At 73.4% G+C, this 14,297-nt stretch carries 15 protein-coding genes; 7 read left to right on the top strand and 8 right to left on the bottom strand.

The features are described 5' to 3' along the window. Positions 1 to 44: 44 nt before the first annotated feature. Complete coding sequence (locus ACFU7Y_RS25435; protein ID WP_224282203.1) at positions 45 to 386, bottom strand: SHOCT domain-containing protein; 342 nt, start codon at positions 384 to 386, stop codon at positions 45 to 47. Between the two features lie 229 nt (positions 387 to 615). Between ACFU7Y_RS25435 and ACFU7Y_RS25430 the strand changes: the two genes are divergently transcribed. Beyond that, positions 616 to 1,095 carry a hypothetical protein gene (locus ACFU7Y_RS25430; RefSeq protein ID WP_380769756.1) on the top strand — a complete coding sequence of 160 codons (480 nt, stop codon included), beginning with the start codon at positions 616 to 618 and terminating at the stop codon, positions 1,093 to 1,095. Positions 1,096 to 1,132: 37 nt separating this feature from the next. Here ACFU7Y_RS25430 and ACFU7Y_RS25425 read toward each other — a convergent pair whose 3' ends face one another. The 3 genes from ACFU7Y_RS25425 to ACFU7Y_RS25415 form a co-directional block, all read right to left on the bottom strand. Then, positions 1,133 to 1,783: a beta-glucanase gene (locus ACFU7Y_RS25425; RefSeq protein WP_224282201.1), complete on the bottom strand. Its 651-nt coding sequence runs from the start codon at positions 1,781 to 1,783 to the stop codon at positions 1,133 to 1,135. 139 nt (positions 1,784 to 1,922) lie between these two features. Beyond that, positions 1,923 to 2,549 (bottom strand): CBS domain-containing protein, encoded by a 627-nt coding sequence (locus ACFU7Y_RS25420; protein WP_263455240.1) that lies wholly within the window; start codon positions 2,547 to 2,549, stop codon positions 1,923 to 1,925. 276 nt (positions 2,550 to 2,825) lie between these two features. After that, positions 2,826 to 4,025: an FAD-dependent monooxygenase gene (locus ACFU7Y_RS25415; protein ID WP_224282199.1), complete on the bottom strand. Its 1,200-nt coding sequence runs from the start codon at positions 4,023 to 4,025 to the stop codon at positions 2,826 to 2,828. Between the two features lie 173 nt (positions 4,026 to 4,198). Between ACFU7Y_RS25415 and ACFU7Y_RS25410 the strand changes: the two genes are divergently transcribed. Both ACFU7Y_RS25410 and ACFU7Y_RS25405 read left to right on the top strand, forming a co-directional pair. After that, positions 4,199 to 4,909: a TetR/AcrR family transcriptional regulator C-terminal domain-containing protein gene (locus ACFU7Y_RS25410; protein ID WP_380769755.1), complete on the top strand. Its 711-nt coding sequence runs from the start codon at positions 4,199 to 4,201 to the stop codon at positions 4,907 to 4,909. An 85-nt stretch (positions 4,910 to 4,994) separates the two neighbouring features. After that, positions 4,995 to 5,795 (top strand): HEAT repeat domain-containing protein, encoded by an 801-nt coding sequence (locus ACFU7Y_RS25405; protein ID WP_380769754.1) that lies wholly within the window; start codon positions 4,995 to 4,997, stop codon positions 5,793 to 5,795. A gap of 32 nt (positions 5,796 to 5,827) precedes the next feature. Here ACFU7Y_RS25405 and ACFU7Y_RS25400 read toward each other — a convergent pair whose 3' ends face one another. Beyond that, on the bottom strand, positions 5,828 to 6,193 hold the full coding sequence (locus tag ACFU7Y_RS25400; RefSeq protein ID WP_224282196.1) for a hypothetical protein: 366 nt from the start codon (positions 6,191 to 6,193) through the stop codon (positions 5,828 to 5,830). 272 nt (positions 6,194 to 6,465) lie between these two features. On the opposite strand from ACFU7Y_RS25400, the gene ACFU7Y_RS25395 reads away from it, so the two are divergent. Then, positions 6,466 to 6,735 carry a GlsB/YeaQ/YmgE family stress response membrane protein gene (locus ACFU7Y_RS25395; protein WP_224282195.1) on the top strand — a complete coding sequence of 90 codons (270 nt, stop codon included), beginning with the start codon at positions 6,466 to 6,468 and terminating at the stop codon, positions 6,733 to 6,735. Between the two features lie 88 nt (positions 6,736 to 6,823). Here the strand turns inward: ACFU7Y_RS25395 and ACFU7Y_RS25390 are convergent, their stop codons facing one another. Then, on the bottom strand, positions 6,824 to 8,704 hold the full coding sequence (locus ACFU7Y_RS25390; RefSeq protein ID WP_224282194.1) for an amino acid transporter: 1,881 nt from the start codon (positions 8,702 to 8,704) through the stop codon (positions 6,824 to 6,826). A 545-nt stretch (positions 8,705 to 9,249) separates the two neighbouring features. Here ACFU7Y_RS25390 and ACFU7Y_RS25385 point away from each other — a divergent pair. The 3 genes from ACFU7Y_RS25385 to ACFU7Y_RS25375 all read left to right on the top strand — a co-directional run bounded on the left by ACFU7Y_RS25385 (position 9,250) and on the right by ACFU7Y_RS25375 (position 13,158). Continuing rightward, complete coding sequence (locus tag ACFU7Y_RS25385) at positions 9,250 to 10,791, top strand: N,N-dimethylformamidase beta subunit family domain-containing protein (RefSeq protein WP_380769757.1); 1,542 nt, start codon at positions 9,250 to 9,252, stop codon at positions 10,789 to 10,791. Positions 10,792 to 11,042: 251 nt separating this feature from the next. Continuing rightward, a complete protein-coding gene (locus tag ACFU7Y_RS25380; protein ID WP_224283531.1) occupies positions 11,043 to 11,777 on the top strand; it encodes a polyprenol monophosphomannose synthase in 735 nt (244 codons plus the stop codon). A 127-nt stretch (positions 11,778 to 11,904) separates the two neighbouring features. Beyond that, positions 11,905 to 13,158 carry an aromatic acid exporter family protein gene (locus tag ACFU7Y_RS25375; RefSeq protein ID WP_224283532.1) on the top strand — a complete coding sequence of 418 codons (1,254 nt, stop codon included), beginning with the start codon at positions 11,905 to 11,907 and terminating at the stop codon, positions 13,156 to 13,158. Between the two features lie 100 nt (positions 13,159 to 13,258). On the opposite strand, the gene ACFU7Y_RS25370 is transcribed toward ACFU7Y_RS25375, so the two are convergent. Both ACFU7Y_RS25370 and ACFU7Y_RS25365 read right to left on the bottom strand, forming a co-directional pair. Further along, positions 13,259 to 13,708 (bottom strand): SRPBCC domain-containing protein, encoded by a 450-nt coding sequence (locus ACFU7Y_RS25370; protein ID WP_380769753.1) that lies wholly within the window; start codon positions 13,706 to 13,708, stop codon positions 13,259 to 13,261. A gap of 4 nt (positions 13,709 to 13,712) precedes the next feature. After that, the gene (locus ACFU7Y_RS25365) at positions 13,713 to 14,186 is read right to left on the bottom strand and encodes a VOC family protein (RefSeq protein WP_224283534.1); all 474 of its coding nucleotides are present in this window, start codon (positions 14,184 to 14,186) and stop codon (positions 13,713 to 13,715) included. Between the last annotated feature and the right edge of the window lie 111 nt (positions 14,187 to 14,297).

The raw sequence follows: 14,297 nt of genomic DNA, 5'->3' as shown, positions 1-14,297 counted from the left end.
CGCCGCACGCGAACCGCGGCGGGCCCGGTCCGTCGCCCCCGGGGTCAATCGCCGCCGCCCGGCCCGTTCGCCGAACGCAGCGTGTCCACTCGGTGCCGGTACTCCTCCGCGTCGATCTCGCCCCGCGCGAACCGCTCCGCGAGCAACTGCTCCGGGCTCACGCCCTGGCTCCCCTGCCCTGCCTGGCCCCAGCCCCTCGGACCGTCCGGCCCGGCTCCCCCGGCGCCCGGAGCCGTCCGACCGGGCGAGTTCGGCTGCCGCGAGCGCGATATGTAACGGAACAGAGCCACGGCCAGGAGCACGAGGATCACCAGGACCAGCAGCATCGCGAACACCATCATCCCCATGCCCCAGCCACCCACGACGTGGCCGTGCCAGTACCTCATCAGGACCTCCTCCTCCGGCCCCGTGGGGCCCGCCGAGGCGAGCAGCGCCTTACCACCATCGTGCGCCCGTCACCGGTGAAAGCGGCGTGAGGGAAGCCTGAGAAAACGATCCGGCGCCCGACCCGGCGCCCACCGGGGTAGCGTGCCGCTCGTGACCCACCACCCGCCGCCCACACCCCATCCCCAGCCGACGCCCCATCCCCAGTGGCCCACGGCTCAGCAGCCGCCCATGGCCTTCCACCCGCCGCACGACGACCGCTCCCCCGAGCAGCTCGTCGCCGCCGGGGTGCTGCGGCGGCACCCGGACCCGCGCCCCCACCCGGCGCTCGGACACTCCCCGATCGGCTACGTCGCCACCGCGCTCTGGACCGAACTCACCGCCCTCGCCATCGCACCGGCCGCCGCCGAGACCACCGCCACCGCGCTGCTGCGCGCGATCGCCGACCACGCCGTGGACGCGGCGCTCGCCCCGGGCAACGAGCGCGCCCCGCGCGACGACCTGTATGTGACCGACCCCGCCCACATCGGCCCGCACCGCCGGGCGGTCTGGTTCCAGCGTTCCGGCCCACACGGCCCGCACGGCCCGCACGGCCCGCACGGCCCGCACCGGCCACACGGCCCCCGCGACCTGCTCACCCCGGTCGGCCCACGCAGCGGGTACGCCCCCCGCGGCCCGATCACCGCCGCGTTCGCGCCCCACGAGCCGTAGCCGCCCGCACTGCCGGACCGCGCGCCCGCCCGCCCGCTCAGCGTGCGACCTGGAGGCCGTGGCACACCCAGCTCAGCCGGTCCGGCCCGCCGTACGGCGGCCGGTCGTGGTACGTCCCGTCCGCCACCGACATGTTGACGATCAGGTACGCGTGCCACTCGGACCCGACCCCGTGCAGGTCCGCGTAGACCAGCTCGTCCTCCACGTACCAGTCCACGGAGTTCGCGCCGAGCACCACGCGCATGCCGAAAGTCGCCCCCGGACCGATCCCGGCGCTCGCGCCGTGCCAGTACCGGTAGCCGCCCCGGACGTGGTTGGAGATCTCCAGCAGGTCCGGGTTGTCCGGGTGGTACTCGAAGACGTCCACCTCGTTGCCGCCGTCCCGCCAGGTCCAGATGGCCGGCCAGGCGCCCAGCTCGACGGGCAGCGTCACGCTCGCCGTCAGCACGTCCCCGGCACGGAGCTGAAAGCCGTCCGGACTGCCCTCGGTGGTCAGCAGGTTGCAGTTCCACAGCCCGCCGCTGTGCCGCCTGGTCGCGGTGAACACCCCGTCGGGGCAGTAGTCGCGGCTGAGGTAGTCGAGTTTGTGGTCGCTCCGGTTGGTCGGTCCCATCCGGGGATAGGCGCTGCTGCGCCCGGCGATCCACTGACTGGTCGAAGTGAAGTCCGCGTCGAACACGACCGCCACGGCCGCCTCCCCGAAGCTCCGGTGTCCCGGCGGTCCACACCGGCGGGCACACAGAGTGAGTTACCCGATACCCTCCGCAGTATGCGGAGCGAATCGTTCGACCATGGACGAGCGTGCGATTCGGGAACGGCGCGACCGGTCAGCCAACGGGCGCCGCTCCCCCGGCACCGAGCCGGTCGGTCACCGAGACCACCCCGTCCACCGAGCGGCACAGGTTGAGCACGATCGGCACCAAGTGCGGCTCGGGCACGCTGCCGCTGAGCACCACCCGCCCCTGGTTGACCTCCACCCCGACCTCCGCCGGGCTGACCCCGTCGATCCGGCCGAGCACCTCCTCGACGATCTCCCGCCGGATCACCATGTCCTCGCGCAGGAACACCCGCAGCAGGTCACCGCGGCTGACCACGCCGATGACCCGCCCCTCCTCGTCCAGCACCGGCAGCCGCTTCAGGCCGTGCCGGCTCATCAGCCGGGCCGCCGCGACCACACTGGTGTCGGGCACGGTGCAGACCGGCTGCGCCGTCATCAGGTCGGCCGCGGTCACCTCGCCGTCCGGGCCCGCCTGCGCCGACTCGGGCGCGGGCAGCAGGCTGGCCGAGTCCTCCTGCGCGGCCAGGGTGCGCAGCAGGTCGGCCTCCGAGACCACACCGAGCGGCCGCCCCTCCGGGTCCACCACCGGTACGCCGGTGATGTCGTACTCGCTCAGCAGCGCCACGATCTCCCGGAATCCGGTCTCGGGCGAGACCAGGACCACGGGGCTGGTCATCACGGATTCGACGGTGGCATGCCGCACGCCGGTTCACCTCGTCCAACGATGCTGGTCCGACCCGGCACGGACCGGCCGGTACCGGCAGCATCGCTCGCGGCGGCCGCGATCGCCAGGGGCCAAGGGGCCGAACGGGTGGGACCTTGGGCCCTGACCTGCGAACACGTCCCCTGCCCCGCACCCCGGCCGTCGAGCGAGCCGCCCGGGCGAGCACCCGGGTGGAGGCGCTGCTCGACAACGGCACCAGGCTCGGCCCGCCGCGCCGGGCCCACGCGTTCAGCCCGCGGTCTTCGGCCGGCGGGACGGCTCCCGCTCGTAGTCCGGCAGTTCGACGCTGCTGACCTGCTTGCCCAGCTCCAGCATCTTCTCCAGCACCCAGCGCCGGTTGAGCAGCGCGTTGCGGAACCGCAGCCCCGTGGCCGTGCGCGGCGCGAGGAACGGCCCGGTCCGGTCCCCGCCCTTCTGGCAGCCCTGCGCGTAGCCGCGCAGCAGCTTCTCGTACCGCTCGAAGGCGGCCCGGTGGTCGCCGCGCGCCCGGGCCAGCTCGCCCGCCAGGACGTACGCGGCCACCACCGCCGTTCCGGTGCCCATGCCGCCGATGGTCGCGCCGCAGGCCGCGTCGCCGATCAGGGCGATCCGGCCGGTCGACCAGGCGGGCACGTCGGCACGGCTGATCGAGTCGAAGTACGGCTCGGGAGCGGCGTCCAGGCTCTCCAGCAGCTGCGGCACCCGCCAGCCGAGGCCCGCGAAGGCGGCCCGGACCAGTGCCTTCTGCCGTGCCGGGTCGTGGCGGTCGTAGCGCAGTTCGGGCGAGGCGAAGAGGCAGAACGCACCGGCCCGGGCCGGGTCCCGGTGGGCGGAGCCGACGGACATCAGCCGGCCGGGGACGTTGAGGCCGACCCCGCCGACCGGCAGCCCGAGCTCGTTGGGCAGCTGCCAGGTCGCCGCGTAGTAGCCGAGGTGGCGGACGTAGCGCCGCTCGGGGCCGAAGGCGAGCCGGCGGACGTTGGAGTGCAGTCCGTCGGCACCGATCACCAGGTCGAACTCGCGCGGCGCCCCGCGCCGGAAGGCGACCCGGACCCCGCTCGGGGTCTCCTCCAGCGCCGTGATCGAGTCGCCGAAGACGTACTCGGCGCGGACGCTGCTGTGCCGGTGCAGTAGCTGGGCCAGCTCCCCGCGCGGGACCTCCAGGTCGCCACCGGCGAACTCGGCGGGCAGGTGCAGCAGGCGGCGCCCGTCGGGGCCCACGAAGGTCATCGGGCTGCCGCCGGTGCCGAGCGCGCGCAGTTCCTCCAGGACGCCCATCCGCTCCAGCACGGTCAGGTGGGTGCGGCCGCGGAAGTCGACGTCCTGACCGCCGTCGCGCAGTGCGGGGGCCAGCTCGACCACGGTCACCTCGAAGCCGTACCGGCCCAGCCAGTGGGCCAGCGCGGGGCCGGCGATGCTCGCGCCCGAGATCAGGACCTTGGTGCTCACGGAAACCACTCCGTCCGAGGGTCGGGAAACTGTGTCTGGCGGACACTATTTATTGCTGTGTACGGTAGACACAGTTGGATCGGGAGGGCAACCCCCGGGTGGAAGCCCCGGGGCGAAGACACGGCCGGCAGCCCGGGACGGAACCTGGACGGGCCCCGGGACGGGAGCGGATGATGGCCGAGGCGGCGAACGACACGGTGCGGCTGCTCTGGGGGCCGCCGGCCAAGCCCACCCGGGGGCCGAAGCCCGCCCTCAGCCTGGAGCGGATCGCCGCAGCCGGGGTCGAGGCCGCCGATGCGGAGGGGCTCGGCACGGTCTCCATGCAGAAGGTGGCCGGGCAGCTCGGCTTCACCAAGATGTCGCTCTACCGCTATGTCCCCGGCAAGGCCGAACTGATCGCCCTGATGGTCGAATCGGCCGTCGACGCGCCCCCCGCGGCGCCGGAGGGCACCGGCTGGCGGGAGCAACTCACCGTCTGGGCCCACCACCTGGCCGAATCCTTCGCCCGGCACCCGTGGCTGCTGGACGCCACCGTCGGCGCGCGGGCGCTCGGTCCGAAGGAACTCGCCTGGCTGGAGCAGGTGGTGGCGGCACTCGACGGCCACGGGCTGACCGGGCCCGAACGGATGGACGCCGCCGTCCTGCTCACCGGGCACGTGCGCGGGATCGCCGCGCAGTCCCGCGCCGTCGGCCCGGGCGGCAATCCGGAGGCCGAACTCCTCGCCGCCCTCGGCACCGTGGTCCGGGAGCACGCCGACCGCTTCCCCGCCGTCGCCGCCGCCATGGCCGACCCGGGCGGTCGCGACCAGGCGCTGGAGTTCGGCCTGGAGCGCATCCTGGACGGACTGGCCGCCCTGATCGAGCGCCGTGCGGAGACCGTCTGACCCGCGGAGCCCGCCCGGCCCGGCGGGTCACGTCCCGGAAAAACCGCTCGGACCGACACCCTGCCGCTCGCTAGGATCGCGCCCCATGGCGATGTTCGTGCACCTGACCGCCGCGGCGAACGCGCCGCGCATCCGCCGCGCCGGAATCCGCGCCGACAGCCGGGGCCAGGGCGGCGTGCGCGGGGTGTACTGCTTCCCCGTGCTGCCCTCGTACACGCTGACCCACCAGTGGCTGCGCGAGCTGGCCCGGTTCGGCCCCAAGGGAGCGCTGATCGCGGTGCACCTCCGGCTGGACGACGAGCAGGAGGTCCTCACCGGGCACTACCGCGACCGTGCCCGGGCCGCCCAGCAGCCGCTGCGGGCCGCCGAGGCGGTCCGGCGGATCGGCGCACTGGCCGACCCTCGCGGCTGGGAGGTGTTCCTGCCGCGCGCGGTCGGCGCCCGCGAGGTGCACCGGGTCCGCGCCGTGCCGCAGGTCACCGGCTGGCGCTACCTCCCGGGCGCCCACGGCACCCGGCCCTGCACCTGTTTCGGATGCCGCATCTACGGCGAGTACGGCAGCCGCCGGCTGCGCGAGCGCCACCCGCACCCGCTGGACGGCCCGCCGCCGTCCGTCCCCGTGCTGCTCGCGCGGATCGCGGCAGCCGGCGAACCGGGCGATCCTGCCGAACTGCGCTCCGCGCTGCACTGGTTCGGTCTGCGCCGACGCGGCCCGGTGGACCGCCTCGCCCGCCTGACCGCCCACCCGGACCCGGAGGTGCGGAAGGACCTGGTCTGGGCCGTCGGCCACTGGTCCACCCCGGGCGTCGCCGAACTGCTGGACGGCTTGGCGGGCGATCCGCACCCGAAGGTCCGCGAGGCCGTCGCGGCGGTCCGGGGCGACTGAGGCCCCGGCCGCCGTCGGGTCGTGCGCCGGCGTCAGGAGACGCGCTTGAGCTGCCAGGAGTTCTTCTCAAGGCTCGGCACCGCGGAGTAGTTGCAGCCGGAGCTGTAGTAGCTGCTCACGATCGTCCAGCCGGCCGGCGGCCAGGTGGAGGCGCAGGCGTTGACCACGGTGCCGACCGGGTAGCCGGTGAGCTGCATGATCTTCTTGGTGTTCGGGTTGAACCCGGAGCCGCAGCCGCCGCTGTTCCACCACTGGACGTCCACGTAGCCGCCCGGCGTCAGCGAGGAGGAGCAGATGGTGCTGGTGTCACCGGGCGCGGCCTGGGCCGTCCCCATGGTCAGGGTCAGTGCGGCGGCGGTACAGCCCAGGGTCAGCGCGGCGGCGCGAAGGCGTGTCACGGGGGTCGGCTCCTCTCGGTGACGCGGCGCGTCCGCGTCCCGCCCATTCCTATCCGTGCCGCCGCGTCGACGGACAGCGACTTTCCGGCCCGACCTGCGGCGCGTTCTCGCCCCTGCCGCCGGGATCGGCCCCACCGTCACACCGCTGACCTGCGCGATCTCCTGTCGACGTGCCCGTTCGCCCGATCCGGGTGATCATGGGACGAACCGCGTCATCGGTGATTCGGCGCACCGGGCCGTCGGCCCGGCGAGCGCCCGGAAGGTGGACCGCGATGTTCCAGCTCCTGTGGATTCTGCTCATCGGCTTCGTTCTGGGCGTGATCGCCAAGCTGGTCCTGCGCGGACCGCAGTCGATTCCCTGGTGGCTGACCATGCTGCTCGGCGCCGCCGGGGCCTTGCTCGGCAACGCCGTCTCCGGCTGGATCGGCGTCCGCCACACCTCGGGCGTCGACTGGATCCGCCATATCCTGCAGCTCGCCTTCGCCGTCGCCCTGGTGGCCGTGGTCTCCCCTGCGTGGAGCAGGTCCCACCAGAACCGCTGACCGGCCCCGGGCCCGGATCGCCGGTCGGACGAGCCGTTCCCGGCCGACGTGGGCCGGCGCGGCGGCCGGGCCGGCGCGGCCGCGCCGTTCAGCCCACGTGCACGGCCGGGCGACGCGAGCGGTCCGGTTCGGCTTCGCGCAGTACCTCACGGGTGACGGGGGCGATCTCGCCCTGTCCGAACAGGAAGAACCGCAGGAACTGGGCGAAGGGGTTGCCCTCGGTCCACTCGAAGTAGATGTGCGGCTGTTGCCCGGTGAGGTCGCGGACCTGGAGCAGCAGGGCGGCCAGTGCGTTGGGCACGCTGGAGCTCTCCAGCGTCAGCACTCGGTAGCGGTCGTGCAGCACCTCGCCGCGCACGGTCAGTTCGGCCTCGAAGTCGGACGGGTCGAGCACGGTGACCTCGACGAAGACCAGGTCGTCCTCGGCCGGGATGTCGTTGTCCCGCCGGATCTGGTGAATCTTGTCGCGGTACTCGGCGAGGTCCCGGCTGTTCGGCTCGTTGGCGATCAGCCTCAGCGGGCGGTGGGTGTAGTCCCGGACGAACCGCCCGGCGACGTCGTCCAGCACCACGTTGGTGACACGCAGTTCGAAGGCGCGCTTGAGCCGGGAGAGGAAGGAGACCAGCATGATGCCCGCGATGAAGCAGGCACCGATCTTGACGCCGTCCGGCCGCTCGGCGATGTTCACCGCCGTGGTGTAGAGGAACACCGCGGCGATCACCGCGAAGCCGGTCCGCCAGCGGCGCTGCCCGGCCTTGTGGGCGGCGATGGTGACGGCGATGGCGGCGGAACTGATCAGCACCAGCACGCCGGTCGCGTACGCGCCGCCCTGGGCGTCCACGTTGGCGTCGAAGATCCAGGTCACCAGGAAGGCGATCAGGGTGAGCACGATGACGGTCGGTCGCACCGCACGGGCCCAGTGCGGGGCCATGCCGTAGCGGGGCAGGTAGCGCGGCATCAGGTTGAGCAGACCGGCCATCGCGGAGGCCCCGGCGAACCAGAGGATGGCGATGGTGGAGAGGTCGTAGACGCTCCCGAAGGTGCTGCCCAGGTACTCGTGGGCCAGGTAGGCGAGCGCCCGCCCGTTGGCCTGGCCGCCGGTCTTGAACTGGTCGGCCGGGATGAGCAGCGTGGTGATGAAGCTGGTGGTGATCAGGAACACGCTCATGATCGCGGCGGCGGTGGTCAGCAGCTTGCGGGCACCGCGGATGCGGCCGGTGGGCTTCTCCTCGGTGTCGTCCGGGTCGCCCTCGATGTGCGGCATCACGGCGACGCCGGTCTCGAAGCCGGACAGGCCGAGCGCCAGCTTCGGGAAGACGATGAGCGCGACGCCGATCATCGCGAACACGTTGCCGTGCTCCACGACCAGCGCGTCCGTCCAGGCGCTGAACACGTGCGGGGCCTTGAGCACGTGCCACAGCCCGTTGGCCACCACCACCACGTTCAGCGTGAGGTACACCGCGACCAGCACCACGGCCAGGCCGATCGCCTCGCTGAAGCCCTTGAGGAAGACCGCGCCGAGCAACGCGATCATGATCATGGTCAGCGTGATCTGCTTGCCGGTCAGGGCGCTGTGCAGGTGCGGGTTCTCGACCAGGTGCGCGCTGGCGTCGGCGGCGGACAGGGTGATGGTGATCATGAAGTCGGTGGCCGCGAAACCCAGCAGGGTGAGCACGAAGAGCTTGCCCTGCCAGAACGACAGCAGCCGTTCCAGCATCGCGATCGAGCCCTCGCCGTGCGGGCTCTCCTGGGCGACCCTCCGGTAGACGGGCAGTGCGCCGAGCAGGGTGACGACCACCAGCACGATGGTCGCCAGCGGCGAGACCAGGCCGGCCGCGAGCGCGGCGATGCCGGGCTGGTAGCCGAGCGTGGAGAAGTAGTCCAGGCCGGTCAGGCACATGACCCGCCACCAGCGCTGCCCCTTCTCCCGCGACGGTTGGGCGTGCGGGCCGGGGTGCTGTTTGGCCATGTCGGCCAGGCCTTCCAGCATCCAGGCCCGGAACCGCTGGCGCCGGGAGGACGGCCCCGCCCCCGGTTCGGCCGACCCCGACGAAACCACGTGCACCCCTGTCCACGACTCGGCCGGGCGCGCACCGCTCCGGCCCCCCTGTGGCCGCCGGACGGCGGGCCTGGTCAGGCTAGGGGACCGGCTCGCCGGGGCCGGGCTACCCGGCGGGCCGACACGCCCGGTTGCGCCCGTACGGCCCTCCCCGGTGGCAGGCCGTCCCCCGCCGTACACACCAGCCGCACGCGTCGGCCGAACTTCCCGGCCGCCGACCGCACCCGACCGCGCCCGCGGCCCGGCGCGGCGCGGCGCGGCGGCCTGCACGGACCTCGTGAAACACGCGAGGATGTCCGCGCGGCCGACGCGCCGGGCCAGCGCACCCCAGCGCGCCACCGGCCGGAGCGACGCGCCCACGGACACGGGCCGGGCCCGGAGGCGCCCGGGAACAGGGAAACAGGGAGGTCGCGGTGGCGGAGCCGAGCCGGCGGAGGATTCTGGGCCTGGGCCTGATGGCGGCCGCCGTCACCTCCTGCGGCCCCGGTCACCCGGACCCGGCCGCCGCCCCGCACCCGTCCACCGCGCCGGCCGGCTCCGCGCCCGGCGACCCCGGCACCGCCGGCCCGGCCGCCGATGGGCACAGCGGTCCGAAGAGCGAGCGCTCCCTCCCCGGCAACCCCGACTGGGAGATCACCGACCCCGGCCCGGACGGCGCCATCGAGGGCTTCGCCGACCGGGTCAGCGTCCTGCCCGGCGAGACCTTCGGCCTGCACGTCTCCACCCCGGCCGCCGCCTTCACCGTCTCCGCCTATCGGATGGGCTGGTACGACGGCGCCCGCGCCCGGCTGGTCTGGCGCCGCGAGCACGTCCCCGGTGGCAAGCAGGCCGCCCCGCACGTGGACCCGGCGACCCGCACCGTGCTGACCGGCTGGCAGCGCACCCTCGCGGTGGACACCGCCGGCTGGCCCGAGGGCGCCTACCTGCTGCGTGTGGACGCCGAGGACGGCTCCGGCCGGCGCTACGTCCCGCTCACCGTCCGCTCGGCGAGCACCGCCGGCAAGGCCGTGGTCATGAGCGCCCCGGCGACCTGGCAGGCCTACAACGAGTGGGGTGGCTACAGCCTCTACAACGGCCCGACCGGCGGCCTGGCCACCCGCTCGCTGAAGGTCGTCTTCGACCGGCCGTACGACTACGACCACGGCGCCGGACTGTTCCTGGTCTACGAGGCGCCGCTGGTCACCCTCGCCGAACGGCTCGGCCTGCCGCTCGCCTACACCACCGGCATCGACGTCGCCCGCGAGCCCGGCCTGCTGGCCGGGGCGAGCGCCGTCCTGTCGCTGGGCCACGACGAGTACTGGTCGCCCGAGCAGCGGGCCAACGTGGTCGCGGCCCGCGACGCCGGGACCAACCTGGCGGTCCTGGGCGCCAACTGCTGCTTCCGTCGGGTCCGCTTCGAGCCGACCGACCTCGGGCCGGACCGCACCGTGGTCTGCTACAAGGACGCCTGGGCACAGGACCCGGGCCACCGGTCGGGCGCCCCGGCGACCACCGACTTCCGGGTCGGCCCGGGCGCCGACCCGGAGAGCTCGATGCTCGGCGTCATCTACGACGGCTACCCGGTGGACGCCCCGTACGTGGTCACCTCGCCCGGGCACTGGGCCTTCGAGGGGACGGGCGTCGCAGCGGAGGCGTCCTTCCCGCACCTGGTCGGGGTGGAGTACGACCGGGTGGACACCGGCTTCCCCACCCCTCGCCCGATCGAGGTGATCGCCCACTCCCCGGTGGTCTGCGAGGGCCGCCACTCCCACTCCGACACCGCCTACTACACGGTGCCGAGCGGAGCCGGGGTGTTCTCCACCGGGACGATGCGCTGGGTCGAGGCGCTGGAGGCCCGCGGCCCCGGCGGCGGCAGGGCCGACCACGGCATCGACTCGCACGCCGGGGACCTGGTCCGCCAGGTCACCGAGAACGTCCTGCGCGCCTTCGCCGCCGGCCCTGCCGGCCGTACCCGCCCGGCCCTGGACAACCTCGCCGGCGTCTACGGCACGGCGTAGCGGGCCCGGCTCAGCCGGCCGTGGGCGGCGGGGCGGAGTTCTCCGCGGAGCCGAACTCCCCGGGGCCGTCGTTCCGGGCGGATGCGGCCCGTCACGGGTACCGGATCGCAGTCGAACGGACTTCCGCCCCCGGCCGGGGTGAGGGACGCATCGTTCCGCCGGTACACTCACACGGTTCAACCAGCGCAGGTCATCAGGAAATCCGACCGGTGTGGCAACGTGCCGCCGGCGAGGCACGAGGGAAACAGAACATGGTCGAGGCCTCCCCCAAGGTCGTTGTGGTCGTCCCCACGTACAACGAGCGGGAGAACCTCCCGGTCCTCGCGGGCCTGCTCGCGGAGCTTCCGGTGCCAAACCTGCACCTGCTGGTGGTCGACGACAACTCCCCCGACGGCACCGGCGAGATCGCCGACAAGCTCGCCGCGGACTCCGGCGGCACCGTGGGCGTGCTGCACCGCACCGAGAAGGACGGCCTCGGCCGCGCCTACCTGGCCGGCATGGCCAAGGCCCTGGACGAGGGCGCCGACATCGTGGTGCAGATGGACGCCGACCTCTCCCACCCGGCCTCGGCGATACCCGCGATGGTCGAGGCGCTGCTCGCCGACGACACCGCCGTGGTGCTGGGCTCCCGCTACGTCGACGGCGGCTCGACCGCCGAGGAGTGGCCCTGGCACCGCAAGGCGCTCTCCGCCTGGGCGAACCTCTACGTCAACGCGATCCTCAGCCTCGGCGTGAAGGACGCCACCGCCGGCTTCAAGGCCTGGCGGGCCGACACCCTGCGCGCCATCGACCTGCCGACCGTCCGGAGCAACGGCTACTCGTTCCAGGTCGAGATGAACTACCGGGTCGTCAGGCAGGGCATGACGATCCGCGAGGTGCCGATCCGCTTCGAGGAGCGGATCGAGGGCGCCTCGAAGATGAGCATGGGCGTCCAGGTCGAGTCCGCGCTGGCACCCTGGAAGCTGCGCTTCAACCGCGAGAACTGAGGCGGGCCCGGCCGACACGCCTCAGCGGGCACGTCGGCCCGTTCCGATCCGCCCCGATGCGGTCGTACGGGTGGCCGGACGGCCCCGGGAGCGGTGTGAGTGGTGGCTGCGGGGAAAGAAGGGCGACATGGCCCTTCCTTCGGAGACACTCGCGGACCTGGTCCGCCGCAGCGCCCGAGAACCCTTCGTGGTCCAGACCGTCCGGGCCACCGTCGCGGCCACCATCGCCTATGCGGTGGCGACGCAGCTGAGCAGCGAGCCCGCCCCGCTGACGGCACCGCTGACCGCGCTGCTGGTCGTCCAGGTCACCGTCTACTCGACGCTCAAGACCAGCATCCGACGGGTCACCTCGGTGGTGGTCGGAGTGCTGATCGCGATCGGGTTCAGCGCCGTGGTCGGGCTCTCCTGGTGGAGCCTGGGGCTGATCATCCTGGCCTCGCTGGTCGTCGGCCGGTTCGTCCGGGTCGAGGAGTTCGTCCAGGAGGTCGCGATCAGCGCGATGCTGATCCTGGGCGTGACCAAGCTGGCCTCGCAGGCCTGGGACCGGGTGCTGGAGACGCTCATCGGCGCCGCTGCCGGCCTGCTGTTCAACCTGCTGTTCGCGCCGCCGGTCTGGGTGGACACCGCCGGGGAGTCCATCGAGGGCCTCGCCCGGCGCGCCCGCCAGCTGCTGCTCGACATCTCCGAGGAGCTGGGCCGCCCCACCCCGGTCGCCCGGGCCGCCGAGCGGCTGCACGAGGCCCGCCGGCTGGACCAGGCGATCGCCGACGTGGACGCGGCGCTGCGCCAGGCCGAGGACAGCCTGCGGTTCAACCCGCGGATCAGCGAGGGGCTGCTGTCCCGGCTGGTGCTGCGCACCGGGCTGGACACCCTGGAGATCTGCGTCGTCGTGATCCGGGTGCTGGCCCGCTCGCTGACCGACCTGGCCAAGCGGCGCGCGCCCGGCGAGCGGCTCTTCCCGCCGGACGTCGCGGTGGGGCTGGAGGAGCTGCTGGCGCACATCGGCGGCGCGCTGGTGAGCTTCGCGGTACTGGTGACCACCCAGGTGAGCAGCAGCGCCGAGGAGGCGGAGGAGCGGCTGACCTCCGAGCTGGCGGCGGCCTGGGCCTGCCGGGAGAACGTCGCCCAGGTGCTGCTGCGCAGGGTCCAGGAGCACCCGGAGGCCTGGCAGCTGCACGGTTCGATACTGGCCGAGGTGGACCGCATCCTGGACGAGCTGGACCTGGAGCACCGCAGTCGGCGGCTGATGGAGGAGCTGGACCGGGCCTCGGTGGCGAACCGGGAGCGCTTCTCCCGCTACGCCGGACTGCGCCGCCTGGTGCGCGGCGAGCGGGCCCGCGGCGACCGGACGTCCGTCAAGGCGGAGCGCCCGGCGGCGTAGGCCGGGCGCCGTTCCGAAGCCGCTGCCGGGGCTTCGGAAGTCAGGAGGTCAGGGGGTCAGGGCCACGAGGTCAAGGGTCACGGGGTCAAGGGTCACGGGGTCAGGGCATCAGCCAGGGCTGCTGCGGCAGCGGGTGGCCGGTCTCCAGGTAGGTCTTGAGGTTGGCGAGCACCGCCGACCAGCCCTGTTCGGCGTCCGCCCGCGCGGCCTCGTCGGCGAGGTTCTCGTGGGTGACGGTGAGCCGGGTGAGGTCCTGCCAGCCCTGGATCTCGAAGGTGACCCGGGAGGGCCAGCCGGCGCGCTGCTCCTGCGGCCCGGCCCAGGTGGTGACCAGCCGGTGCGGACGGTCGACCGCCTCGACGGTGCCGATGACGTCGGCGATGCCGGAGCCGTCGGCCCGCTGGTGCTCCCAGGGCGCCCCGGGCAGCCAGGTGGAGACGTTGCGGTGGCCCCAGTAGAGGCCGGACTCGTCGGCGTTGGTGAGCGCGTGCCAGACCCGCTCGGGGGTGGCCCGCAGGTAGGTGATGCCGCGGTGGCCGAAGGCGGTCACGGCCTCACCCCTCGGCCGCGGCGAGCAGCGGCTGGATCTCGATCTTCTGCATCCGCAGCATGGCCTTCATCGCGCGGCTCGCCCTGGCCCGGTCCTCGTCGGCGATCAGGTCGAGCAGCACCCGCGGGGTGATCTGCCAGGAGAGGCCGTAGCGGTCCTTGAGCCAGCCACACGGGCCCTCCTGGCCGCCGTCGGCACTGAGCTTGGCCCAGAGTTCGTCGACCTCCCGCTGGTCGTCGCACTCCACCTGGAGCGAGATCGCCTCGGTGAAGTGGAACTCGGGGCCGCCGTTGAGCGCCACGTACTCGCGGCCGGCGAGCTCGAACTCGACGGTCATCACCGAGCCGGCCGGGCCGGGGCCGGCCTCGCCGTAGCGGGTGGTCCCGGTGATCCGGGAGTTCGGGAACAGGGTGGTGTAGAAGGCGGCGGCCTCTTCGGCCTGGTCGTCGAACCAGAGGAAGGTGGTGATTTTCTGCATGCGCCCGACGGTAGCCGCGGGCTGCGACGGGGCGGCCGAGCCACGGCCGGGGATCACCGGATCGGCGCCCCGGGGCCCGTCCTCGAACTCCCGCAGTCGGGGGTTCGAGGA

Origin of the sequence: Kitasatospora sp. NPDC057542, assembly GCF_042801945.1 — a bacterium.
In the GTDB taxonomy this organism is placed as follows: Bacteria; Actinomycetota; Actinomycetes; order Streptomycetales; family Streptomycetaceae; genus Kitasatospora.
The sequence above is the reverse complement of the archived record's forward strand: the minus strand, read 5'-3'. Positions and strand labels throughout refer to the sequence as shown.